Annotated in this window: 23 protein-coding genes; 8 read left to right on the top strand and 15 right to left on the bottom strand. The window is 60.3% G+C overall.

Annotated features, from left to right (window positions below; all coding sequences use genetic code 11):
- Positions 1–333: 333 nt before the first annotated feature.
- The 8 genes from DTX69_RS23115 to DTX69_RS30360 form a co-directional block, all read right to left on the bottom strand.
- Positions 334–1389 carry a DUF2955 domain-containing protein gene (locus DTX69_RS23115; protein WP_162917492.1) on the bottom strand — a complete coding sequence of 352 codons (1056 nt, stop codon included), beginning with the start codon at positions 1387–1389 and terminating at the stop codon, positions 334–336.
- The gene (locus DTX69_RS23110; protein WP_284736008.1) at positions 1379–2500 is read right to left on the bottom strand and encodes an HlyD family secretion protein; all 1122 of its coding nucleotides are present in this window, start codon (positions 2498–2500) and stop codon (positions 1379–1381) included. The genes DTX69_RS23115 and DTX69_RS23110 overlap by 11 nt, the downstream gene beginning before the upstream one ends.
- Before the next feature lie 106 nt (positions 2501–2606).
- The gene (locus DTX69_RS23105; protein ID WP_119303943.1) at positions 2607–3131 is read right to left on the bottom strand and encodes a hypothetical protein; all 525 of its coding nucleotides are present in this window, start codon (positions 3129–3131) and stop codon (positions 2607–2609) included.
- A 104-nt stretch (positions 3132–3235) separates the two neighbouring features.
- A complete protein-coding gene (locus DTX69_RS23100) occupies positions 3236–4633 on the bottom strand; it encodes a DUF1254 domain-containing protein (RefSeq protein WP_119303942.1) in 1398 nt (465 codons plus the stop codon).
- A gap of 41 nt (positions 4634–4674) precedes the next feature.
- Positions 4675–5631: a DUF2950 domain-containing protein gene (locus DTX69_RS23095; protein WP_119303941.1), complete on the bottom strand. Its 957-nt coding sequence runs from the start codon at positions 5629–5631 to the stop codon at positions 4675–4677.
- 45 nt (positions 5632–5676) lie between these two features.
- Positions 5677–6981 (bottom strand): DUF3300 domain-containing protein, encoded by a 1305-nt coding sequence (locus tag DTX69_RS23090; RefSeq protein WP_119303940.1) that lies wholly within the window; start codon positions 6979–6981, stop codon positions 5677–5679.
- 264 nt (positions 6982–7245) lie between these two features.
- Positions 7246–9099 carry a tetratricopeptide repeat protein gene (locus DTX69_RS23085; protein ID WP_119303939.1) on the bottom strand — a complete coding sequence of 618 codons (1854 nt, stop codon included), beginning with the start codon at positions 9097–9099 and terminating at the stop codon, positions 7246–7248.
- The gene (locus tag DTX69_RS30360; RefSeq protein ID WP_162917490.1) at positions 9065–9295 is read right to left on the bottom strand and encodes a hypothetical protein; all 231 of its coding nucleotides are present in this window, start codon (positions 9293–9295) and stop codon (positions 9065–9067) included. Before DTX69_RS30360 ends, DTX69_RS23085 begins: the two co-directional genes overlap by 35 nt.
- Before the next feature lie 311 nt (positions 9296–9606).
- Between DTX69_RS30360 and DTX69_RS23080 the strand changes: the two genes are divergently transcribed.
- The 8 genes from DTX69_RS23080 (at position 9607) to DTX69_RS23045 (ending at position 16786) form a co-directional block, all read left to right on the top strand.
- Positions 9607–9861 carry a hypothetical protein gene (locus DTX69_RS23080; RefSeq protein WP_119303938.1) on the top strand — a complete coding sequence of 85 codons (255 nt, stop codon included), beginning with the start codon at positions 9607–9609 and terminating at the stop codon, positions 9859–9861.
- A 26-nt stretch (positions 9862–9887) separates the two neighbouring features.
- Positions 9888–10643: a hypothetical protein gene (locus DTX69_RS23075; RefSeq protein ID WP_162917489.1), complete on the top strand. Its 756-nt coding sequence runs from the start codon at positions 9888–9890 to the stop codon at positions 10641–10643.
- A gap of 19 nt (positions 10644–10662) precedes the next feature.
- Positions 10663–11151: a hypothetical protein gene (locus tag DTX69_RS23070; RefSeq protein WP_162917488.1), complete on the top strand. Its 489-nt coding sequence runs from the start codon at positions 10663–10665 to the stop codon at positions 11149–11151.
- Positions 11126–11701: a hypothetical protein gene (locus tag DTX69_RS23065; RefSeq protein WP_284736007.1), complete on the top strand. Its 576-nt coding sequence runs from the start codon at positions 11126–11128 to the stop codon at positions 11699–11701. Before DTX69_RS23070 ends, DTX69_RS23065 begins: the two co-directional genes overlap by 26 nt.
- Complete coding sequence (locus DTX69_RS23060; protein ID WP_284736006.1) at positions 11698–12222, top strand: glycine zipper domain-containing protein; 525 nt, start codon at positions 11698–11700, stop codon at positions 12220–12222. Before DTX69_RS23065 ends, DTX69_RS23060 begins: the two co-directional genes overlap by 4 nt.
- Positions 12223–12225: 3 nt before the next feature.
- Positions 12226–13524: a patatin-like phospholipase family protein gene (locus tag DTX69_RS23055; RefSeq protein ID WP_119303933.1), complete on the top strand. Its 1299-nt coding sequence runs from the start codon at positions 12226–12228 to the stop codon at positions 13522–13524.
- A 183-nt stretch (positions 13525–13707) separates the two neighbouring features.
- Positions 13708–15240, top strand: coding sequence for a DUF1254 domain-containing protein (locus DTX69_RS23050; RefSeq protein WP_119303932.1), 1533 nt, complete (start codon positions 13708–13710; stop codon positions 15238–15240).
- A gap of 34 nt (positions 15241–15274) precedes the next feature.
- Positions 15275–16786, top strand: coding sequence for a DUF1254 domain-containing protein (locus tag DTX69_RS23045; RefSeq protein WP_119303931.1), 1512 nt, complete (start codon positions 15275–15277; stop codon positions 16784–16786).
- A gap of 785 nt (positions 16787–17571) precedes the next feature.
- Here DTX69_RS23045 and DTX69_RS23040 read toward each other — a convergent pair.
- The 7 genes from DTX69_RS23040 to DTX69_RS23010 form a co-directional block, all read right to left on the bottom strand.
- Positions 17572–18567, bottom strand: coding sequence for a GlxA family transcriptional regulator (locus DTX69_RS23040; protein WP_162917486.1), 996 nt, complete (start codon positions 18565–18567; stop codon positions 17572–17574).
- A gap of 298 nt (positions 18568–18865) precedes the next feature.
- Positions 18866–19435, bottom strand: a complete 570-nt coding sequence (locus DTX69_RS23035) for an HD domain-containing protein (RefSeq protein ID WP_284736005.1) — start codon at positions 19433–19435, stop codon at positions 18866–18868.
- The gene (locus tag DTX69_RS23030) at positions 19432–20283 is read right to left on the bottom strand and encodes a TauD/TfdA family dioxygenase (RefSeq protein ID WP_119303929.1); all 852 of its coding nucleotides are present in this window, start codon (positions 20281–20283) and stop codon (positions 19432–19434) included. Before DTX69_RS23030 ends, DTX69_RS23035 begins: the two co-directional genes overlap by 4 nt.
- A 242-nt stretch (positions 20284–20525) precedes the next feature.
- A complete protein-coding gene (locus DTX69_RS23025) occupies positions 20526–21602 on the bottom strand; it encodes a tartrate dehydrogenase (protein WP_119303928.1) in 1077 nt (358 codons plus the stop codon).
- Between the two features lies 1 nt (position 21603).
- Complete coding sequence (locus DTX69_RS23020) at positions 21604–22686, bottom strand: isocitrate/isopropylmalate dehydrogenase family protein (RefSeq protein WP_119303927.1); 1083 nt, start codon at positions 22684–22686, stop codon at positions 21604–21606.
- Positions 22687–22737: 51 nt separating this feature from the next.
- Positions 22738–24147, bottom strand: coding sequence for an MmgE/PrpD family protein (locus DTX69_RS23015; protein ID WP_119303960.1), 1410 nt, complete (start codon positions 24145–24147; stop codon positions 22738–22740).
- 128 nt (positions 24148–24275) lie between these two features.
- The gene (locus DTX69_RS23010) at positions 24276–25016 is read right to left on the bottom strand and encodes an FCD domain-containing protein (RefSeq protein WP_162917485.1); all 741 of its coding nucleotides are present in this window, start codon (positions 25014–25016) and stop codon (positions 24276–24278) included.
- Positions 25017–25154 lie beyond the last annotated feature (138 nt).

Raw genomic sequence — 25154 nt, 5'->3', positions numbered from 1 at the left:
AAGATCTGGGCTTTCGCCGAGCGGGCGACAAGCGTCGCGTCGCGCTCAAGTAGCGCGACCGAAACGTTCCTTATGAAACGTCTGGGTCGGAAGAATTGACCCGTCCAACTGGAGTTCCATCATAACTCTCCGCAAATGGCAGCCTTGCTGGACACTATCCCAGGCCCTGGACACAGGGCTGGAAGCGGAATTCGCGAAGCGGACACGCTTAGTTTCAGCCGAGGATCGGAGCAAGGCCGAACCGCGTTCGCGCGAGAGTTGTCGCGCCGACATTGCGCGACGAAGGCGAGGCTGGCGAGTTGCGTGCTGATGGCTGCTTCGATCTTGTTCCAGTCAGCCTCGGAACCGTGCTTGACAAGGCAAGATGCAGCGTCGCGGGAGCAGCAAACTGACACCAGCCAGCGCATAGAGTGACGCAAGGCCGACGTCAATAAACCGGCTGATGAAGGCGCCGCCGCTGCCATCGCTGATCGGCGTCAATCCTAGGCCCAGCAGGATCAGGAAGGTTGGCATCGCGACGGCGAAGATTTCCGCTTCAGGCGTGGGACGCGTGGCGCCTTCGGACAAGGCCAGTGCAACTGCGAGCGTCACCAGGAACAGGAGCGGAAGCCATGGAACCATGGCGACCGTGTAGTAGGCGACGCTGGCGAGTACGCCCCCAATCAGATTGCCGAGCAACAACCCAAAGGCTGCGCGCTGGCGTATGTCGACCTTTTGGCTGAGCAGCGAGACGATGGTGATGAGGACAACGATGCTGACTTCTCCGTCGACAGCCAGATAGTGGATCAGCGCAGGCATGAGGATAAGGGTATAGGCGCAGGCCGTTCGAACCGGGGCGATCGTAGCGGATGGCTGATTCTGCGGCTCCCTCCCAGCCTCGATGGAGATCATGCCGGGGGTATCGGGAAAGAGCGCGTAGCCCAGCCATGCCAGCAAGACGGCGGAACCCGCCGATGCGATCATGATCCAGACGAAGTGCTGGGCCAGGTCCCGCGAGACCACCGCCAGGACAGGCACCATGACGTTACAGGTCAAGAGCATTGCCGGCAGTGGGCCGCCTCTGCCCGTCAATTGCATGAGAAAACATCCGAAAACGACCAACCCCAGAACGAGCAGGTATACGAGCGGACGATTCTGCAAGGTGTTGGCAAGACCGAGAGCGAAGCCGCTGGCGGCCGCAATGATCACCACGAATCCCAGTGCTTGCGGCAAGCTGGGGGTCTGCCGGCTGTTCAACAGCATTTGAAATGCCAGCAGCGGAGCGAGGAAAGTGAAAGGCTCCCCCTGGATTTCGGCGATCGTCAGGCCTAACGCGACCGCCAGAGCAATCCGCAGACTCTTTCGTTGGCGCTTCTGAAGGGCGTCGAGCGTGGAACTGTCAGGTGGCATAAGTAAGGATGCTGACGAGCCAGATCCACGCCCGGCCGACGGCATTCACCAAGCCGTTCTCTCCGGTATAGACGATGACATTGGCCTGAGATCCGTGCCTAAGACCGGGCACGTATTTTTCTGCGTCCAGTTCGATCCGCACTGGAAATCGCTGTGGATCGCGGATCCAGCTCGATTGATTCCTGATCGTGGGCAGAGCGCCGAGATTCCCGCTGTTGTAATTGGACACGCCCCAACCGATACTTTCGACCGTGCCGGGGAAGATCTCGCCCGGCAGTGCGTCGAATACGATATCGACGGCATCGCCCGGTTTCACGTTCTCCAGGTTGTTCTCGCGGAAGCTGGCGATGACCCAGTAACTGCGCGCGTCAATGAATGTCATGACGGGCTGGCCGGCCGCGGCGAATTGCCCCAAGGTCAATTGCAGATTGGTGACCAGCCCGGGCGTGGGTGCGTTGACCATGGTGCGGATAAGATCGCGTTCCGCTTTCGCCTGCGCGGCGGTAGAGGCACGAAGCTGCGGATTGTCGGCGCCCTGTGGCCCCAGCGCTTCCTCGGCTTGGCGCTGCTCGGCCTGCGCCTGCCTGAACTTGGCCTTGGCAGCATCGCGCTCGGCTTTCGCTTGGTCGCCGCGCGCCTTGGCAAAAACGCCCTTCTTGACCAGCTCCTGTGTGCGCGCCGTCTGCTCCATCACGTTGGTGAGGTTGGCCTGAGCTTCCACCACCTTGGCCTGGGCAGCGCTGACACCTGCCGTGTCGGCACCGATCGACTGTCCGGCGGCTGCCACGTCAGCCATGGCCTTTTCGCGCGCGATTTCGTAGGGCTCAGGATCGACGCGGAACAGCAACTGTCCGGCCTCGACTTTCTGATTGTCTTCGACCGCGACCTCGACGATGCGTCCGGGCACTTCCGGGGCAATGGCCACGACAAACGCCTGGACGATGCCTTGTGGTGTATAGGGCGTCAGGCGATCGGCGATCAGCGAATATCCAAAGAGTATGACGCAGATGAGAAGGATGATGGCGACCCACCGGCGAACCGGATTGTGGGACTTCGTTGCCTCCGTCGGCATTGCTGTCTCGGTCGGCTCGGTTGTTTCAGCAACGCTCATAGTCGCCCCCTTGGACATTTCGATCACGGTGATCGCCTAGCGCCTCGAAGCTGCGATTGCCGGCCCTCACCCGCGAGCGGCGGGACACAGACCTCATCGGTCTGCCTTACGCGCCCCTGTCGTCCTGAGTTGAAACCTTCGCATTATAGTCAAAGAGCGCCGCGAGTTTGTTCCAGAACTCGCCTCCGAGGACGAACAAGCTCGCGATGAGAACCGCATCGGCGGCCAAACTCCAAAATTTCTCGTTCGCCTCCCAGTCGACGAATATTCCGGGGAAGTACGGCAACAGTGAGCTGAATACGAGGGACAGAACGAACAGCACGAGCCCGATGCGATAGCGGCCCTGGCTCACCTGTTCAGCCGGCCGGAAGCGGCCGAGGAAGTTGAACACGTAAGTCTTCAGCAGATTGAAACCAGGCTTTCCCATTACAGCGATGGCAGCGACTTTCGTCAGCACCGGCATGACGGCGAGGAAACCCGTCAAGGGGGTCTTCAGGCCCATGCTTAAGTCCGCCCCGGCTACCAGCGGGATGAGCGCCCATGCCACATATCCCCCAGCAACTAGCAGAATTCCGATTCCGAAGCGCCAGCCCGACTGAGCGAAGCTGGGTGCTTGTGCGGTACCGCTCATCGCGTCACTCCCGTTCAATATCTCTTACGGCCCGTATGTGCCGGGCTCCAGCACCTTCAAGAGGACGCAAGGCGGCGTCGAGCGCCGCCTTCTTTTAACCTCTGTCAATTTGCTACTTCGAGTGGCGGCACCGTCCACGCGCCGGTCAGGACTTCTTCCTTCGGATAGTAGAGGCGCATGACACCGAAGAAGGGACCTTTCGGCGCAGGCAACCAGTTCGACTCCTTATCCGGGCCAGGATTCTCAACCTGGATATAAATGGTCAGCCCGCCATCGGGGTCGAGCTTCATGTTGGGAAGCATCGGCGAATTGATGAGATAGCGATTGATCGGATTCGCCACGAGCAGCTGGGCCGGCAGATCATACATGGTCATCGACCAGAAAGCGTTGACCGGGGGGAAGGCGCCCGGCGCAAAATTCAGAGTGTAGTTCTTCTCCGAAGCATCGTATGGCTGGCCGGCGGCATCCTTTTGATAGGCGCCGTAGTAGGCCTCTTGTTTTGAGTTCCCGTAGATTCCCATTTGGGCGCCAACCGCTCGCTTAACCCATTCCCCATTGAATAGCTCTCGCGCGCCGAGAACGTCGGCGGCGTTCGCCGTGACGGCGCGGACCGCGTCGATCTCCCTCTGGCCGTCTTCCATGCCGCTCACGAGCGCGGCGCGCATGTCGGGCGACAGCACGGCGATGTCGACCGTCTTGCCAGGCTCCACGCCGATCTTGGCGAAGCTTGCGCGAAGGTCGGCGTCGGCAGGATTGACCGGGCAGAATTGCAGGACGAAGGCGAGCAGGTTGAAGAACTCCGGCGAGGTGCGCTGATCCTGAGCGGTCGACGGTTTCGGCCAATTGATCTCCGGCGCCGATGCTGGAGCCTCGGCCTGGAGATAGGCTGAGAGTGGCTCGAGCTTGTAGCCGGCCTGGATTTTCTTGACGTTTTCGATGTCATCCGGACCGAAGAGCTGGGTCCGATAGACCGGGAAAACAAACTCCGTCTCCGACCGGATGACTTTAGTGATTCCACTCGGAGCCTCGCCGGTCCAACCGGGCCCGGCGATCAGGTAGCTGCCGCCGCCGTTGCCCTCAGCCCGCGTCCCGAGATAGGCGAAGTTATGCGTGTAGAGATCGACGAGTTGCACTGAGTAGTAACGGTCCTTCTCGATAGCCGGAAGTGTCAGCACGATCGGCTCCGCCCGCAGATCGAGAAAGGCATAAGAGTAAGGCGTGTCGGAGTTAGGTGTCTGGACCGCTTTGTCTGCGGGCGTGTAGACGTTCGCGGCGCTTGCGATCTGATTCAGCGGACTCTTGAACTCCGGGCTCTGAGTGTCGATGAAGTAGGCATGCACAACCCTGTAGTTGTCGACTATCGGAAAGCCAAAAACATAAGCGTCCTTTGCGATAGCCCGCGCCTCCGCCGGCGTAACGTCCGCAGCACTGGCTTGCGTGAACGCCGCCGCGATCAAAGCAGCAGCCGATAGCATGCTTGCGATCTTCATCTTCACGTTCATCGTTTTCTCCCTGACGTTCGCTCCCTCTGACACTCGCTGGCCTATTTTACGGCGGGCTGCCACGAGTCATCCGGGTTGAACTCTTGAATTGCCGCCGAGGCGAGATCGGTGTCCTCTCCAAGATCCTTCTCGTAGAGCTTGCCTTGGTGGCTGACGACGAATGTCTGGACTCCCGTGACGCCATATTCGGCTGGTACCGCTATCAGGCCGTAGCCGGCAATCATGTTGCCGTTGATGACATAGTCGTATCGTCCGCCAGGCGCATTCTCGCCCTGGCGAGTCAGGACACGAAAGTAGTAGCCTCTCAGTGGATCACCAGCGTCGCGGCTTTCAAAATATCCACCCTGAAGTGCGACAAAGCTCCGCAAGGGACTGACGGCCTCGTTTGAAGCCTCGGCTACCTCCCAATAGAGGCCATCGTGCTTGCCGTTTGAGCTCGCCAACCTCTGCGCATATTCGAGAACTTCGTCGCCGTCGCGATCGGCGACCGCATATTCGACCTGTGCCTTTACGTAGGCACGCAAGGCAGAGATCGCAGCGAGCTCGTTGGCTCCGATGCGCCTGGCGAGCAGTTCGTAGAGTCCCGCCTCAGCGTCGAACTGCCATCCTTTTGCAGTGCGGACGATCGGAAACGGCACCGGCCACTGCTGTTTCCCGATGAGAATGGTGCGCGTGTCGCCATCTCCTTCCTGCAGGGTCATCGCTTCCGTTGCAGCGGCGAGCGCCAGCTTTCGATTTTCGCGCTCGGCTGTCTCGTCATCGGTGAAGAGGCTGTCCTTGTACTCATCCCCCAGCACGTCCAGAATCGCCTCACGGTTGCCTGCCTTCAAGGCGCCGACCAGTGCCTCCGCGGCCGCCTCCGGCGTCTCATACACCTTCGCGTCCTCGGCCTGGGCGGGTGGCGCAAGCCATACGGCAAGCACCAACGTGGCGGCCCAGCGGATCGGCCGGAGTGTCCGGCCACGGTTATCAGGCATTGCTTCGATCCTTTTCTTCATAAGACGCTCCCTTCCAAAGCAAATTCAGCCGACCGAATGGAGAAATCAGCGGCGATTCGGCCGAGGCTGGCCGCTGGCCTTGAGGCTGTTGGCGCCGCGCTTGCTCTGGACGTTGACTTTTGATCCCGATGACACTTGGCCAAATGCGCCCCCAGGTTTTTGTTTGAGCTGCGTCTGGTTGATCGCCTTGGCTGGTTCCTGCTTTTGAACCTGAGGCAGTTTCTGTTGCTTGGGCTTGAGCTGCTTCTGTTGCGTCGATACCTTCGTCGTCACGCTCGACGACTTCTTAGGAAGGTTCAAGCTGGTCTGGCCTCGTTGGCTTTGCTTCTGAACGGCAGCACCGCTCTGGATTCTCGCAGCGGGTTTGGGCGACGTGACGGGTGTGCCGCTAACTGCAGGCCGTGCTTTGGCTGTCGTCTGGCGTGCCGTAGTGGATTTCTGCCGTGCCTTCTCCGGACTCCAGGTCATTTTTCCTTGCTTGGCGGGACGCGTCTCGGCACTGAAGCGATTGTTATCGATGTTGACCCGGTCATTGTCGATATTGATGTCCCCGCTATTGTTGATCTCGATGTCGCCTCCGTCGAAGTCACCGTCACAGCAATCAATATCGATGTCGTCGTCGTCCCAATCGAAGGCATAGGCAAAGGTGGCACCGACGACGGCTCCGGCGAAGAAGGTCGCCGTTGGATTGTAGTAAGGAACGTAGGGCGTCGAATAGACAGGCGGGGGATAGGCCGCGTAGTTTTGATAGACAATCGGCTGCGGGTCGTACGTAGGCACGTAGACGACGTTCGGCTGGGCCGGCTGAACGATGATGGTATCGCCTTCCTGGACGATCGTCTGCTGTTCGTTCGATTTGAGATATCCGGCATCAACGGCTTCGTCGCGCAACTGCTGTATGGTGTTCATGACGTCTTCTTGCTGGTCCAGCACCGCATTGCCAAGCTGCTCGGTCCATTCCAGATTGTCGTTCATCTGAGTGGCCGCCTCCGGATAATTGATCAGCGCGGCAATGGCGGGGTCCCAGTCTGGGTTTGGCTCCAGAGCCGGATCTGTCGCCTTCTTCTCAAGAAAACGGCTCGCCTGAACGACTTGCAGAGGATTGGTGCTGGCCGGCAGCACGATGGCAAGCAGCTCGTCGGGATAGAGAGCAACAGGCGCCAGGACAGCCCGCAGCTCTTCGGTCGAAAGCAGATAGAGCGGCGCCTCGCTTTCGGCGACGACCGCGGCATCGTCCTCGATGCCGGCCATCTGTGCCTGCGCGGACGGCATTGCGGTTGTCGAGGCTGCCGTCACTATGGCGCATGCGACGGTGCAGAAAAGATTACGCCAACGTTCCTGTTTCATCATTTTCCACCCCGAGCCATGTTATCCTTTGCCAGAGAATCGGCAGGCGTCCTTGCCGTCGAGCGCCGGAAGGGCCGCTCGACACTGCTCAAATCCGTTCCCAGCGGTCTCGGTAGCGGCGCGTGCTGCGATGATCCGCGACAACGATCCTTTCCGACGCCATTCGTAGTCCGGAGGATCGCGCCGATGGAGTACGTTACCGTAACATCTCAAGCTAAAGCGACGATCTCGTGACAAGAGTCGCCACCGCTGCGTTGCAGAGCGGTATCAGATATCTTGGCCGAGTATGTTCATCCCGGCCTTGCGGAGGCCATCGACGAGCCCGCGCGTGAGTTCCGGGTGTAGGTTGTGCTTCTTGAAGAATGCAACCGCATGTTCTGTAAAGGCCGGATCAAGCTCCAGAATCTTGCGGACGGCCTCTTCAGCCTCCGTCCTGTGGCCAAGTTGGCCAGCCGCGGCGGCGATCGCGATATAACCGTACGAGATGTTCGCCAGGTTGATGCGTTTGGCTTCAGTCAAGGCCTTTCGATAATCCCCACTGCGATAGGCGTGAAGATAGGTCGCAACACGATAGAAGTCGCTCAGGGCGGGGTTTCGCGCCATTGCCTCTGTGATCAGCGCGTACCTTTCCCATTGGCCGGCAACGTAGGCGCGGCCGCCGAGGTCCGCCATCAACTCCGTGTCATTGGGATTAAGCTCCAGGCCCTGTTCCGCCGCGCGAAGGCTGGAATCGACATCGTTCCGGAGCCAGTAGATGAGGTGCAGCGCCTGGTAGCCGTGAGCGGAGCGCGGCTCCAGCTCGACAGCCCGGTTGGCAAGTTCGAAGGCGCGCGCCAAGGGATCGAACGAGATCTTGCTCCGATCGAACCCGTAACGAGCGGCGTCGCAATACAGCAACGCAAGCTTGGAATGCGCCAGCGCGTAGCTAGGATCCTCAACAATCGCATGCTCAAGGCAGTGGCGAATGCCGGCGAACTGCTGCCGATCGGCCTTTTTCCAGTACTGGAGGAACTGCAGCACGCATTCATATGACGACAAGGAGCTTGGCGCACCGGCCCTCAATTCCTTGACCTGGTCGCCGAATATGACACCATAGGGCTGCGCCAGAATCTGGACGATCTCCGTGGCAATCTGGTCTTCGGTTGCAAACAGGTCCTCCGGCACCAGCCGGCCTCTAAAGGTTCCCGACCAGACATATTGCCCCGTCTCAGCATCGATGAGTGCGACCGAGGCACGGAAGCTCTCGGCAAGTGCTGTCGTCGTGCCAGTCACCAGATAGTCTGCTCCGAGCTTCGCGGCGGAAGCTCCTACGTCTTGAGAGAGGGGCTGACGGAAACTGGTTTCCGGTCCGAAAACCATCAGGTCGTTAAAGCGCGTGAGCCCGCTGATGACCTCTCGCGTCAAGCCGGCCGCCACATCGGGGCGAGACGATTGACCTTCAGAAGTAAACGGCAGAACGAGGATTACAGGACCATGCCAAGCTTCAACGGAACTTGGCTCCGGCCGCGAGTAAACGTACCACGCCGCGGCAATTGCAATTCCAACAACGAAGATCAGCGCGGCAATGGCCACCAACACAGGTCGATTTCGAACCGTGATTACCGGGACAGCTGCTTCATGCGGATCGGCAACGTGGGAAGGGTCATGCACGATCGGATCCGGATCTGGTCGCGACGGCGCGTTGACCTCGAAAGTGGGAACGTACGACCCCTTCGGAATCGTGATGAGGACAGGATCGGTTGCTCCGGACGTGAGATAATAGTGGTCGAGCGCACGGCGCAAGCGCCCAGCTTCGATGCGAACGATGGGATCGACCTGTGGATCAAAATCAGCTTCGCGCCCCAATACCGACGTTGCGATACTATAGGCCTTGATCCGGTCGGCATGGCCCTGCAGCTTTTCGCGCACCACATAGGAGAGGAAGTTTCGATGGCGGTCTGAAACGTCGAATGCGGCACTCGCAACCATCCGTTCGAGTTGGTCAAGGACCGCCGATGCCGGCACTTGGGCGATGCCCGGCCCCGCACCTTCGCTCTGTAGTTCTACCCCCATCATGAAGTCCGGATTCAAGTTAAGTGAAACCGACTCAATCGGCAGATGCAGAAGCACCGACAGGAACATTATCAGGCGGGATATCGAAGATACAGCGTCCTTTTGAATGACAATATAATGAGATTGCCAGCCACCCGACCGCCATTCCGGCGCGCGTTCTAAGAAATTTCATCATGTATTCAGCGACGTAGCGCGTCTCTGATACCGTAACATGTCCCACTTCACTGGCGATTTCGGCGTCAGCTTGTCCGGAAAAGAAGCTCATAGAGCGTCATGAGGCCAAGCGCGTCCATTCGCTGCCTGTCCTTACCCAGTTGGATCTTCCTGATGATTTCGCGTGCCGACGCGGGGACCAGGGGTAACAATCTGGAGTGTCTCCGGGCGACCCGCGTTGCGAATGCCCAGCTGAATGCTCGCACTAAGCGACGCGACACACGAATGACGCGCACCCCTCCTCGCTGTCGCACGAACACCGCCCTGCTGTTACCGTAACGTACCTCCCCTTCAGGCGAGTTTGCGCCACCCTCCACCTTGAAAGCACGAGCCATCGTTGCGGTCAGTGATGTGGGAGTTCCGGTGTCTGCACTCGCGTCGCACATCGCCATCGTCACCACCCTGTTTCCAGGCCAGGAGGCGGCAGTCAAAGCGCTTGTGATACGGAGCGAGCGCTTCCGTAGCCTCTGCGAGGACTACATGTTGGCAGCGGAGACTTTGACCATCATGGAAAAGCGAAACCTGCCGCAGGATGGAGAAAAGATGCTGGAATACCGAAGCCTGGTGACGGAGCTCGCCGGAGAGCTCTCCGAGGCATTCGCAGAGTCCAGCGAATGATTCGTTGCTGGGAGGCAAGCTGGCGAATGACCGGGCTCGTACTAATGGCTATGGCTACATCGGCATCGGCAGATGACGTTGATGGCAATCTCGCGCCGATCGACGATTGGTCCCTGTCCATTGCGCCCTATGCCTGGGCCGCGGGGATGAAGGGAACGGTAGCGAGCTTGCCAGGCCTGCCGCCGGTAGGAGTGGACGCCAGCTTTCAAGATCTGCTTGAGAACCTCGATATCGGCATCATGGTGTCCACTGAGCTTCGCTATCGCCGCTGGGCTGCGTTCTCGGACATCCTATACATCAACCTGAGCGCCGATGCGGACACACCAGCGGGGATTCTTTTCGACAATATTGACGTTGATCAGGAAACCTTCATCGGGACCTTTGCTGGCGCCTATCGCGCGTTCGATGATGGCGGCACGTTTATCGACGTGATGGCAGGAGTCCGTGTCTGGTCTGTCGATACCAGGCTCACCCTGGACGGCGGCCTGTTGGCCGACCAGGAGCGGGAGCACAACGAGAATTGGCTCGATCCGATGATCGGAGCCAAAGCGCGCTACCAGTTCGGCAACGGCATCTTCCTTAACGGCGTCGTGCAGATCGGCGGGTTCGGTGCTGCTTCGGACTTTTTCTGGGATGTCTTCGGTGGCGTTGGGTACCAGTTCAACGACAGCATCTCCGCCGTCGCTGGGTATCGGCATCTCGAAGAAGACTACGAACGCAACGGGTTCGTATTCGACGTGGAAATGTCCGGCCCCGTACTCGGCGCCGTCATTCGCTTTTAACCGAAGGGAGGCAGCATACATGCCTGCAGAAACAAGACAGCTGGCAGTTCCCCATACCATCGACGGAGTGACGCGGCGCCGGTTTACCGCTGCGACGCTGGCCTGTCTCGGCCTCGCGTTTGCTTGGCCAGCAGCAGCGGCGAATCCGGTTCAGTCGGGCACTGTAACCATCGAACAGGTGCAGATTGCCTTCATCGGCAGCGGCAATCTGGGTGGCGGGACGCTGGTCGCCGGCGGCAGCAAGTACGGATTCACCGTCGGCGGATTGGGCGTCGGCGGCTTCGGTGTTTCCAAGATGGAGGCGACCGGCACCGTCTACAACCTGCACAACCTCGCAGATTTTTCCGGCGCATATGTCCAGGCGCGCTACGGCCTCGCTGTCGGGTCGCTCAGTACCGGCGAACTGTGGCTGCAGAACGCGCGCGGCGTGGCGATCCATCTCAAGGCCAAACGAACCGGTCTCGCTCTCTCATTGGGCGGCGATGCCGTCTACATCGACTTCGATTGAATCAAGGAGACATACCATGAAGTCACGTAAATGCACTGGCTTGTCGGCAATATTGTTAGGAGCGGCAATATTGGCGGCGCCAGCGGCTGCTGAGACCGAGCAGACCATCAAGGCCTTCTCCGCCTGGCAGGGACGTGGTCAGATGTTTGAAACCGGCCCGGATCGCGCGACGTTCGTCGGATCATTCACAGGAATGATCTTCGTCGAGAGCGACAAAGGTCCGATCAATGCAGGTTTCATGACCTGCCCGGCCATCGTCGATGTCAACATTCTGGATGGCACGCAACAGGCCAAGGGACGCTGTACGATCACGGCCCAGGACGGTGCTCGCGCCTATGGAGAGATCTCATGCCAGGGGGTCCATCTGGTCGGCTGCGACGGGGATTTCAAGTTCACGGCGGGAACCGAACGCTTCAAGGGAATCACCGGCGGCGGGCCGGTGACCATCCGGAGCGGCCTGAAGGATTTCGCCATGGGCGACGGCAATATCATCCAGGAATCCGCTGGCGGAATCATCGTGTGGCCAAAGCTCATCTACAGGTTGCCATGATTGAGCGGGTCCAAGGGAGAAATCGCATGAAAAGACCATACCGGTTGTTGCGGCTCCGCGGAGCGGTGACCTTGCTCGCTACGGCGCTGCTGTTCGACAGCCCGGATGCACTGGCCAATGCACCCATCATCTATCCTGCCTCCGGACAGAGCATGGAACAGCAGGCTGCCGACGAGACGCAATGCCGCGGCTGGGCGCAACAGCAAACCGGCGTCTCGCCCTATTCGACGCCGCCGGAATATTACAGCAGCGGCTATTCGAGCCCAGGAGTGGTCGGCGGCGCAGCGCGCGGCGCGGCGCTGGGTGCCATCGGCGGCGAAATCATGAACAACGACGCGGGCAAAGGTGCGGCGGCCGGAGCCGCAATGGGCGCCACCGCCGGCTTCATGCGTCGCAATCAGGAACGTCGTCAGCAGGCGCAAGGCAACCAACAGGCACAAGCGCAGTATCAGGCTGACTTGGCCAATTACAACAGCGCTTTTGCCGCCTGCATGCAAGGCAGCGGTTATGTCGTGAAATGACTCATGCCGCTCCGGCGTAAAAGGGGCTTCGTGAATCTTCGGCACTTTGATCTGAACGAGGGGAAAGCTGTGACTATGTTGCGCTTATCGCGTGTTGCGGCTCTGTCACTGGTCATTGTGCTGTCGGGTTGCAGCACATTGCTGCGCGACCCGGCGCCCTCCGCCCGGATGGCGGACGCCCGGATCGGCGAATTCACATCAATTCGATACACGCCGCTGGCGGATAGCAAGCCGGTCGCCGATGCGATCCGCCAAGCCTTTGTCGGCGAGACGCCCGACAACTACGAAACCTTGCCGGATGGCGGTCGCCGTTATGATTATCTCGCTGTGTCCGGGGGCGGTTCAGACGGCGCGTTTGGCGCAGGCTTGCTGAACGGGTGGAGCGCGCATGGCGACCGGCCCAAGTTCAAGTTTGTCACCGGCGTCAGCACCGGCTCGCTGATTGCGCCTCTGGCTTTCCTGGGCTCGGATTACGACGCGAAGCTGAAAGAAGCCTACACGACGATCGACGCCGCCCATGTCTTCGTGCTGCGCGACATGATCATGCTGCCCTGGGCGGAGGCGCTCGCCGACACCGCTCCACTGCGGCAGATCGTGGCCAAATATGTAAGCGAGGATGTGCTGGATGCGATCGCCGCCGAGCATGCGAAGGGCCGGCGGCTGTACGTAGCGACGACCAATCTCGATGAAGAGCAGCCTGTGATCTGGGACATGGGAGCGATTGCGTCCAGCAAGAACCCCGGCAGGTTGGCGCTGTTCCGAGAGATTCTGGTCGCATCGTCGTCCATTCCCGCGTTCTTTCCGCCCGTCCTCATGAAGGTAACGATCGACGGTAAGATCTATGACGAAATGCATGTCGATGGCGGGGTTTTCTTCCAGGCTTTCGGCGTGGGTGCCGTCGTCGATCTGCCCGCCGCGATCCGGGACGCCAATCCGGACTTCAGCGGCCAAATCGAGCAGCGTCTTTATGTGATTCGCAATGGCCGCATCGACGCAGTCCCGTCGCCAGTCGCTCGGGGGCTTGGCAGCATCTCTGCGCGCGCCATCGCCACGCTCATCAAGGTCTCCGGCATCAACGACCTCTACCGCCTCTACCTCGGTTCGCTGCAGGACGACGTCGAATTCCGCTATGTCACCATTCCGCGCGGTGACCAGCCCCTGACCACCGAGGAGTTTAACAAAGAAGAGATGAACCGGAAATTCGAGATGGGGCGAAAGATGGGCATCGAGGGCATTCCTTGGCAAAGCACGCCTCCCGGCTATTCCACGCCTGAAGCGCCGACCACCGTTACGTCTGGATAAGAGGATTTGACGTCTCACGCCAGTCGACCTGAGGCGGACTTGAAGACGGGTGTAATAGGCGGGGTTCATATTGCCGCGTAGTAGCGCCTGTGCACTTCGCCTTGCTGATGTCTCTTCCTGGACCGGCACTCACTGCCGAAGTCACCGTGTTTCTCGACCCGAACAGATCAACTGGAGGAAACGATGAGGGCGACAAGAACAATGGGCCTGCGGGTCGCGGCCCCCCTTGCATCGATGGTGCTTCTATGGCTGCCTACATTGGTTCAGGCGCAGGACGCAAAGCCAAAATATTCCGCCAACGTGCCGCCGTCGATCCAGACACCCGACACTGTCGAAACGCGCATCGGCACCCTTAGATTCTTCGACGGTTTGCCCGATGAGGAGACCGTCAAGAAAGTCTACGACAACCTCGATTTCGGGCGCGGCGTCGAGGCCTTCCTGACCGGCATGCCCGCTGCCTCGGTCTATGGCGTATGCGAAGGCATGAGCGAGGTCGGCGTCAAAAGAAACAGGGAAATCGGCATCACCGAAGACCTGATGGATGCGCGCTCGCTGTTCCTTACGCCGAACTCCACAACCGTCTACGTCATCATGTGCCTCGACCTCAACGAGGGGCCGATGGTGCTCGATGTGCCGGTGGGTGTATTGGGACCAATCCAGGACGCCTATTTCCGTTTCGTGTCCGATGTCGGCCTGACCGGCCCCGACCAGGGCAAGGGCGGCAAGTACCTTTTGGTGCCTCCCGGCTATGCCGGGGCGCTCCCCAAGGACGGCTATTTCATCACGCATACCAAGACGAACAACCACGTCGCCTTCTATCGCGCCTTTGTTCAGAACGGCGACATCGCCGGCGCCGTCAAGAACGTCAAGGATAATGCCCGGATGTATTCCCTTGCGGAAGCCGCAAGCCCGCCCGAGCAGAAATTCGTCAACATCTCGGGCGTGCAGTTCAACACAATCCACGCCAACAACTTTCATTTCTACGAGGAACTCGACGCCGTGGTGCAAGCCGAGCCGGCCGACTTCGTCGATCCAGAAACTGTCGGGCTCTTTGCTTCAATCGGAATCAAGAAGGGCAAGCCTTTTGCGCCCGACGAGCGGATGAAGGCGATCCTGGTCGATGCCGTCGCGGTCGCCAATGCGACGGCGCGCGCGATCGTGTTTGCCTCGCGCAACGAGGCCACGAAGTTCTATCCAGACCGGCAGTGGTTCTCGGTCTTCGCCGGTGTAAGCCACGAGTTCGCCCAAGGCGCCGAGCGTGTGCTCGATGCACGCACGCTGTTCCACTACTATGCCACGGGCGTAACGCCGGCGATGGCTGTCGCCAAGCCCGGCACCGGATCGGCCTATGCCATCGCGGCACGTGACTCCCAGGGTCGGTACCTCGACGGCAGCAAGACCTACAGGATTACGCTGCCCGCCCCGATTCCGGCCGGAAACTTCTGGTCCTTCACTGTCTATGACGGGCAAACACGATCGATGCTGGAAACCGACCAGAAGCTCGCCGGGCTCGACAGCACGCTGCCCACTGTGAAGACCAATGCGGATGGATCGGTGACAGTGTGGTTCGGCCCAAAAGCGCCGGCAGGGCACGAGGGCAACTGGGTGCAGACGATGCCCGGCAAAGGCTGGAACTCGCTGCTGCGGCTCTACGCACCGCTCGAGCCCTGGTTCGACAGGAGCTGGAAGCCAGGCGATTTCGAGCTGATCGAATAGTCGCTGCACTTTGTACGATTCAAGGAGAAGCATCATGACTCTACAGGTACTGCTGCGCGCCAGCATATCGATGATGTTGGTGCTCGGCGCCGCTGGTTCGGCAATGGCCCAGGCCAAGCCGAGGATGGCGACCGATATTCCGCCTGAGATTACGACACCGGACACCGTCGAGACTCGCCTCGGCACGCTGAAATTCTTCGACGGCCTGCCGGACAGGGCGACTGTCGCCAAGATGTACGATAATCTCGATTTCATGCGCGGTGTCGAGGTCTTCCTCAACACCATGCCCGGCGCGTCGCTCTATGCGATGCGCGAGGGCCTGCGCAGCGTCGGCGTGGACAACCAGACGGTTGCCGTGTTTGAGACGCTGGCTGACTCCAAGTCGCTGTTCCTGACGCCGAATACCGAGACCGTCTATGTCTTCGGCTGGCTAGACCTCAAGGACGGACCCGTCGTGGTCGAGACGCCGCCGAACATCCTGGCGTTCGTCGACGATTTCTGGTTCCGGCATGTGACCGACATGGGCAATGCCGGTCCCGATCGCGGCAAAGGAGGAAAGTTCCTGTTCGTGCCGCCCGGTTTCACCGGACCCATACCGGGGGGCTATTTCGTCGCGCGGCCGCGGACGTTCGGCAACTGGCTGTTTGCACGCGGGTTCCTGGTGAATGGCGACCCGAAACCGGCCGTGGAGAGCTTCAAGAAATCATGGCGGCAATATCCGCTGGCGAAGGCAGGCAACCCGCCTGAAACGAAGTTCGTCAACGTATCAGGCAAGGCATTCAACACGATCCACGCCAACAACTTCAAATTCTACGAGGAGATCGCGCATCTTGTCGCGGAGGAGCCGACCGAGGCGTTGGATCAGGAGACGCTCGGGCTGCTCGCCTCGATCGGGATCGAGAGGGGCAAGCCCTTCGCCCCTGACGAAAGGATGAAGGCGATCCTGACCGAAGCGGCGGCAGTCGGCAACGCCACCGCACGCTCGATTCTTTTCGACAATCGGGACAAGAACTTCCTTCTTTATCCCGGCAGCTACTGGGAAGTCGGCTTTCTCGGCGGCAGCAGTGAGTTCCTCATCGATGGCGCCCGCTATCTCGATGCGCGCACCCGTTTCATGTACTACGCCACTGGCGTCACGCCTGCGATGGCGGCCAAGATGGTTGGTGTTGGCTCGCAATACGCCGTCAACTTTCGCGATTCAAAGGGCGAATATCTCAACGGCGCCAAGACATATCGCCTTCGCATACCGCCTAACCCGCCGGTGAAGAACTTCTGGTCGTTCGTCGTCTACGACGGACAGACTCGTTCTGAATTGCAGACCGACCAGCAATATCCGAGCATCAGCAGCCAGAAGGCCGATCTACAGATCAATGCGGATGGCTCCGTGGATGTTTATTTCGGCCCGCGGCCGCCCGCCGGCAAAGAGAGCAACTGGATTCAGACAATACCGGGCAAGAGCTGGAACACGATCCTGCGACTCTACGGACCGCTGGATCCCTGGTTCGCCAAGACCTGGCGGCCCGGTGATATCGAGGAGATGGACTGAGTCGCTTATATCGGCTCTGACCGATCTCTCTCGGCCGGCATGCGCTAGAAGTGACAACTCACCTCCGGGAATACCACGAATCCAGCGAACCATCTAACTTAGACTATACTACGAACCCGCACGGTCGCTTGTTGGATATGCCGACGGAGATGCCGTCAATTGTTCTCGCTTTCGCCTACTTGCATCGCCGCCCAATTGATCGTCGGCTACACATAATAAACAGACCACGGAAATCCGTGCGCCGACATGCGCTTAAAGTACGTTTATGTACCCCTACCCACTCGATCATCAACGACACAGCTAAGCGGTTTGATTTCATGAAATCCTTTTGGCCTGGCAGCCTACAATACCGTCAGCACGACCGTCATACGTAAACCCTTCCCGCGATAAGTAGCGATAGTCTGGGAGCTTACGGAACCACGTCGTCTAAGCAATGCCGTGCTTTGCAATTTTGTCTGCTGGGCAATCAGAGCGCACTTCCCGAACTTGAAGCATTTGAACAGCACATCCACCCCGCGAAACCTCGTCATCGAGACAGATGAGATACTCTCGTCTGTTACGCGTTCAATAGCAGACCATGTGCCTGCTCAAGAGAGTGGCTCGTTAGTGCCAATTGCAGACCACGTGCGATGTGACCATGGAATGCAACTGGGCGGCCGGTCTTTTGCTAGTCAGCGCTCGTTCTGACGGCATGGCGTAAGGCGACGAAGAAAGCAAACGCAGCCACCCGACAGCGCCGATGGCCACAGCGATGACGAGATAAACCTCGCACGAAGATTGCAGCCTTAGTCCAATACCAGTCGCATGCGATCGCGTCGCGGATTGTGGCCAAAAGCTTTGGCATAGGCACGAGAGAAATGCGACAACGAGACAAAACCGGTGGCAATACCGACTTCCGTAATGCTCAGGTCTGTTCGATGAACTAGGCGCCGAGCCTTAAGCAGGCGGCGCCGCAAAGTGAACCTGCAGGGTGACAATTTGAATTGCATCTTGAACAAGCGCTGTAGCTGGCGCGGGCCGATACCGACAGCCGCCGCCAATTCATCAGTGCTCAACGGATCCGCAAGATTAGCATCGATAATCTGGATCGCTCCTATCAAGTTGCGATTCCAAATCCCGAATACAACGGCTTCCGAACGCTGACTTTCCGTGCTTGCGCGGATCCGATCGTGATTGAGGACATCTGCTACCTGGCGAGCTACGCTGGCGCTCACCGTTGTCGCTACGCAGGCCAGCGCGAAATCGATCAATACCTTGCCGCCAGCACACGTAAGAAGCCGATCCTGCACCGCATATAATCTGTTGCTCAAAGCAAGGTCTGGCCATCGCTCCTCAAAGATGTCCCGTTCTGACCAATGAACGGCACAGGTCTTGCCAGTCAGCAAACCTGCACTCGCCATCAAGATGACGGCAGAGCCACTCGCCAACACGTACGCCTTATGCGCTATGGCACGACAGAGCCAAGCCTTCAGGTAGCTCATATTGGGAGGGTCGCCATCGGACAAGAGTATGATATTGTCCGGGAAAGCTGCCGCCTCGATAGCCTTTTGTACGCCCACTTGGGTGCCAAGCGAACTGGTGACGGCCATCCCATCCAAGCTGATGAGATAGTAAGCAAATACATTGCGCCCTGCGCGCCTATTTGCAGCCCGGAATGTGTCACAAAGCGCCGCCAGGTCATAGAGTGGAAAACCCGGTAGCAAGACGATGCCCACCTCAACTTGGTCAGTGAGAAAGTTCTGCATTACCAAAGGAGCAACCGACGCGGCTTGTTGAATCATCGGCCGCCGGCCGGTCATGGGCGACCGAGGCACTGGTCTAGCTTCTGCCTCTTTTCGCTCACTATAATGATGCACGTTTGCTCGCCCGATACTTACCAGATCATCTTCGTAGCCTTTGTCGATCGTGCGATCGCGGCTGTGAAGCAAGGGCGATGCCCGCAGGTCATGTGGCCCTGGGCGAGCGGCTGCAGGCCTCGGACTCATGACCGGCTTCATCAATTGCGCTGATTGGGCCACATCACTCGCGGCCAAGCCGAACCCAAACCAACATGCGACACAAGCACAGCTTGGTCCTCGATCAAGCCGGACCCAATTGCTTGTAAGCTTCTCGAGAGAAGACCTGGTTGACCATTGGTTCGAAGAAGCCCAATGGCTCCGGCGCATAGCTTGGGTCAAACGACGATTGATCCCATCTTTCGCAGAAGGCGACGCACACTTCGAAATGAGGATGCCCACGGAATTTCTCGCGTTCGTTCCTGTTCCAGCCATAGTGATGGGCATAGTAGTACATCTGGAAAACGCCATGATGCTCGACGGTCCAGATGCATTCCTCACGGACGTATGGGCGGAGTATTTCGGCCGCAAAGCGATCATGGTTCTGAGGGGCGAGCCCGTCGCCAATATCATGAAGTAACGCCGATACGATCCAGTCGATGTCGGCACCATCACGCACGGCCCGCGTCGCCGCCTGCAACGCATGTTCGAGCCGCGTAATCTGGTAGCCTTCGTAGGTTTCCTCTCCCTGGCGCTCCAGTTCGCGCAGGAGCCTCGCGGCGGTACCGGTCCAGTGCTTGGGTTCCAGGCTCCGGAGCAGCTTGTAGTCGTCGTAGGTTCCATCTCGCATCTGAGTGAAGCTGACGACGTTCACTTGGGGCCTCGCGCCTGCAGTTTGCGAGAGAGAACCCGGTACTGGCTCTCGATCGCATCCCGATCGATATAACATCCTTGCAGATGCCGGAGACCGGATCGGGGATCGAACGCGGTCCTGCCGTGAAGGAGGCGGCGATTGTCGAACATGACCAGCTCACCGGGAGACAGGAGAAACTTGATCTCGAACTCCGAGGACCGAAGTGCCCGATCGAGCAGGCGCCGCGCGGCATAGAAGCGATCCAGTTCCTGAGGCGGCAGCAGAGGAACGAAGTCAAGACGAGGACTGAACCTGATGCCAGAGAATGTGCCGGCATGGTCATGCTCGATAATGGGAGCGTAGTCGGTGTAGTCCCCATCAAGGTCCCTGAAGATAAATCGAACGGGGATATTCGACAGGATCTCGTATGCGCCAGGATCGATTGCGCGGATCCTCTCGACCACCGCATAGCCATCGACCAGCGTGGACAAGCCGCCGGTGGACTCATTGATAAGACAATGCAGCAGCTGTACGCCGGGAACCGGATCGCGGTAGGGATTATCTGTGTGCGCATCGAGGCCAAGGCCGGTATAGGCGAGGTCGTTGGCCTCGGGGATGGACTTCACCTCGAACAGCAGGCCGAAATTGGTCTCCCGCGGATAGCCGAAGCGACGCGCCACATCCAGAATTGACCCTGGTTTGGTGGGGACTTCGCGCAGGACCACGAAGCCATATTTCAGGAAGTGCTCGATCTGCTCGAGCGAGCGCTCCGGCGCGTATTCGGAGGTCCAGGTGAGCGTATTGATAGGGCCTAACTGACTGTCCCACGCTATGCGCTTTGGCAGGCCGAGGTCGGGCTCGAGATCCATCTCGGAAAGAATGCTATGTCTGTAAAAGTGACCCTTGGCCCCATCATTGAAGGACACATGCCAGGCATCGCCCGATACCTGCCGGACTTCGACGATCTCGTGGCAACCATTGACCCGTACCCGAAAATACGCGGAACACCGCCACGGATGCCTATTGGCGCGTCTAACAGACCGTTCATTGCCAGCCTGATCGTTTCGACACAGCAGAAGCAGCTAAGTCCACGTAGTGCTACCGCCGCCGCTCAAGCATTGACGCCGCGGACGGCTGCAATCACCGCGTCGGTGACCTGCTTCGTGGTGGCATTGCCGCCGAGGTCCGGCGACACGACCTCGCGCCTGCCGGTCACCGATGTGATCGCCGACATCAAGCGGGCGGATGCCCTCTGCTCACCAAGATGGTCCAGCATCAGCGCCGCGGTCCAGAAGGATGCCAGCGGATTGGCGACGCCTTTGGCGGTGATGTCGAAGGCCGAGCCGTGAATTGGCTCGAACATCGACGGATACTTGCGTGACGGATCGATGTTGGCAGTGGCACCGAGGCCGAGCGAGCCCGACAATGCTGCCGCCAGATCCGTGAGAATGTCCGCGTGCAGGTTGGTGGCAACGACCGTATCGATGCTGGCCGGCTTGTTCACCATGCGCTGGGTCATGGCGTCGACGAGCATCCAGTCGATAGTGAGATCCGGATAGTCGCGGATCACCTCCCTGCACACCTCGTCCCACAGCACCATGCCGTGGCGCTGGGCGTTGGACTTGGTGACGACGGTCAGGAGCTTGCGCGGTCGCGCGCGGGCGAGGTCGCAGGCGAAGCGCGCGACGCGCTCGATGCCGGCCCGCGTGAAGACCGCGACGTCCATGCCGACCTCGATCGGCAAGCCGCGATGCGCCCGGCCCCCGACGCCGGCATACTCGCCCTCGCTGTTCTCGCGCACGATCACCCAGTCGATGCCAGCGCTCAGCTCCGGCCGCAATGGTCCGATGACGCCAGGCAGCAGCTTGGAGGGGCGAACATTGGCGTACTGATCGAAGCCCTGGCAGATCGCGAGCCGCAAACCCCACAGCGTGACATCGTCCGGCAGATGCGGATCGCCGACCGCGCCGAAATAGATGGCATCGAAGGGTCGCAGCTGCGTCAGGCCATCCTCCGGCATCATGTGCCCATGGCAGCGATAGTAGTCCGACCCCCAGTCGAAGCGCTGGAAACTGAAGGTCAGGTCATGTTCTACCTCCGACAGGCTATCGAGCACGCGGCACCCCGCCTCGATCACCTCCGGTCCGATCCCATCCCCGCCGATAACGGCGATCCGATGCGCACCCATCTCATTTCTCCGACTCGATCGCGGCGACGATGGCCCGGGTCATGTCGTTCGTATCGCCGGTGCCGCGGATGTCCCTGGTGCGAGTCGTGGGATCGGCGAGTGCGTGCTCGATGCCGCGCTTCATCGAAGCGGCGGCGCCCACGGCCGGCTCGATTCCGCGATTGTGCCCGAGCCACTCGAACATCATGCGCGTGGATTCGATCATGGCATAGGGGTTTGCGATGCCCTTGCCGGCGATGTCGGGGGCTGAGCCATGAGTCGCCTGCGCCATCGCGATGTTACCTTCGCCGATGCACAGGCCCGGCGCCATGCCGAGGCCGCCGACCAGCCCGGCCGCCTCGTCGGTCAGGATGTCGCCGAACATGTTGGTGGTCACCACCACGTCGAAGCTCTGCGGATCGCGCACCAGGCGCATGGCGAAGGTGTCGACGATCACCTCGTCGAGGGTCACATCCGGGAATTCCTTCGCCACCTTGTAGCACTCCTCGACGAACATGCCGCAGCCGAGCTTGAACACCGTGTTCTTGTGCACGGCGGTGAGCCGCTTGCTGCGGGTCCGCGCGATCTCGAACGCGGCGCGCGCCACCCGCGCGCTGCCGGCTCGCGTGATCACACGCACGGAGATGGTCACGTCCTCGGTCGGGCGGAACTCGCCACACCCCGCCACCACGTTGCGGTCCGGCTGGAAGCCTTCGTTGTTCTCGCGCACGATGACGAGGTCGACACTCTCGTGTAGTGCGCCGAGGCCGGGGAAGGATCGGGTCGGCCGCACATTGGCGAACAGGTTGAAGTGTTTGCGCAGGATCGGATGCGGGTTGATCGCCTGCGGCACCTTCGGATAGTCACGGTGACCGATCGGTCCCAGGATGAAGCCATCCATCCTGCTCAATGCCTCGAGCGTTCCGGCCGGCATCGTCGAGTTGTGGCTGTCCAGCGCCGTGCGACCGATCGGCATCGCGCGCCAATCTATCCTTAAGTCGTGTCGTGCCGCGGCGGCGCGGGCCACCGCCACCGAAGCAGGCACGATTTCGTGGCCAATATCGTCGCCATTCAGGATTCCGATCACCAGATGGGCGGCAGTCATGCGAGCAACTTTCCAGACGTGGACAACGCCGTTGGATTGGGTGGGGGTGGATCAGTCGAAACGCAAGAGCCTGCCGGTCAGCTTGTCGATGGACGGCAGCGTTTCGAGGTTGCGCACCAGCTCGACGATGTCGTCCGCGTTCGACTTGCGCATGCCGGCGAAATCGGCGTTCTCGCGGAACTTGTCGGCGACTTCCTCGTAGCTCATGGGATTAGCCGGACTGCCCTTGCCGAAATCCGCGCGGCCCGAGATCTTCCGGCCGTCGGTCAGCTCGATGTCGATGAGCGTCGTCATCTTGTGGTAGCCGGCTCTCTCGGCGACATCATCGACCACGAAATCGACTTTCTCGATCATGGCCTTCACGTCGGGCTCGTTCACCACCGCGTCCGTGAATTCCTTAAGGCCGGCGCGGCCGCGCAGCAGCAGGATGGCCATGCAGAATTCCATCGAGAACTTGGCCTGCAGCTCGTCGTGCGGGCGGTGATGGATCAGCGCGTTGGGCATATTGGAGTTGGTGCCAACCCGCACGCGCCGCACCTGCTGCGGCTGGATCTTATGCTCACGGATCAGGCGCAGCATCTCGGTCATGCCGGGGTGCGTGAGCGAACCCGACGGATGCGGCTTGATGGAAACGCCAGGGTCCGCGAATGTCCATGGCGCGCCCAGCCGCTGGTAGATGGCGCCGAGATCGAACCCGCCGCCCGCGGCCCGGAAGAAGCCGCGCGGCGCCTCCAGGATCTTGTCGGTCGCGGTCCAGCCGAGTTCCGCGAACTGGGCCGCCGCGACGCCACTCTCCGACGACCGGCCAGCGTGGAACGGCTTGGTCATGGTACCGAAATTCTCGCGCAGGCCGGCCGACTGGCTGCCGGCGATGGAGAGCGCGCGCTGAGTCGCCTCGACATCGAGCTCCATAAGCTTGGCGGATGCGGCAGCGGCGGCGAAGGTGCCGCAGGTGGCGGTGGCGTGGAAACCGGTCTGATAATGCCGCGGATCGATCGCCTCGGCGATCTTGCACTCCACTTCGACGCCGAGATGGTAGGCGAGCATCACATCTTTGCCCGACGCACCTTTCATCTCGCCGATCGCAAGCGCGGCCGGCAGAGCCGGCGCGGTCGGATGGGTGAGCAGGCCATAGACGCGATCCGGCGCGACCGCGAGCTGGGTGTCGTCGTAATCGTCCGCATGGATGCCGACGCCGTTGGCGAAGGCGGCAAACCGCGGCGCCACCTTGCGATTGCCGCCGATGACGGTCGCTGGTCCCGCCGCCAGATTGAGGCTGTCGAGGTGCTTGCGCACTAGTTCGCCGCTGCGCGCCACGGCGCCGGACAACGCCAGGCCGAGCCCGTCCAGGATCGACTTTTTCCCGAGTTCCACCACGCCCGACGGCAGATCATCGAACTTGGTCCCGGCGATGAACGCCGCGACATAGCGGGTGAGCCGGACGTCGGTTGGCTTGTTCATGATATCCCCTGAAATATTGAGCTTTTCAGCGTTTTCGTTGGCTTGAACCGTGGCAGTCGTATTGTAGATTGTCAACAATTTTCAGCCAACATATCAGCATCAAAGCCGAAGCCTGTTCGGATGTCTTGTTAGGCCGGCGTCTTCGACTTGCGCGCGGGGCGCGCCTTGGCCGCCGGCGGCGACGCGCGGCGCGCCTTTCGGGTGCGGACGATGCCGTTGAGGATGTGGGAGCGCGCCGCCATGAATGCCTTGTTGGGATCGCGCGCGGCCAGCGCATCGAGGATGGCGCGATGCTCCGCGTTGGAGATGGGCAGCGTGTCGCCGCTGGAAAGCGCGCGATAACGCTGGATATGCAGCTCGCGCGCAAGGCTGAGGTAGATCTGGCCCAGGCGCTGGTTGCCGCACATGCGCGCGATCTGCTCGTGGAACTCCAGATTGACGGGATAATAGATGCTGACCTCGCCGGTCGGCACGATCTTGTCCATGCGATCCACCAGCTCGCGCAGGATGGCGATCTGGCTGTCGGTGATCCGTGTGGCCAGCATCATGGCCATGGAGGCAAAGATGCAGGCGCGCGCTTCCGATAGGTCGAGGGCCTCATCGTCGCTCAGCGCGCGCACGAAGAAGCCGCGGTTGGGAATGATCTCGATCAGCCCCATCGCGGCAAGCGCGCTGCAGGCCTCGCGGATCGGGCCGCGGCTGACGCCCAGTTCCTGGGCCAGCGCATTCTCATTTACGCGGGCATTGGGCGCGAGCTTGCCGCTGACGATCATGCGCTCGATCTCCGCCTGGACGACGCTCGCCAGGGAGCGTGTCCGCAGAAAATCGATCGCCGAGAATTCCGGCGGCATTGTGCTCTGCTTGGACATTGGCCTTGCCGCCCCGTTGCCCTCTACTCGGTTTCGCCTCGCCCCGACCAACCGACATGGCGTGAATCGGGCCGCCCGATTCGACGACAGCATAGCCGAGCTTTGCCAAATGCAAAATCGCCAACCGGACCATGCCGC

It is taken from the genome of Dongia deserti (genome assembly GCF_003574735.1).
Lineage (GTDB): Bacteria > Pseudomonadota > Alphaproteobacteria > Dongiales > Dongiaceae > Dongia_A > Dongia_A deserti.
This window is presented reverse-complemented; position numbering and strand designations above follow the sequence as displayed.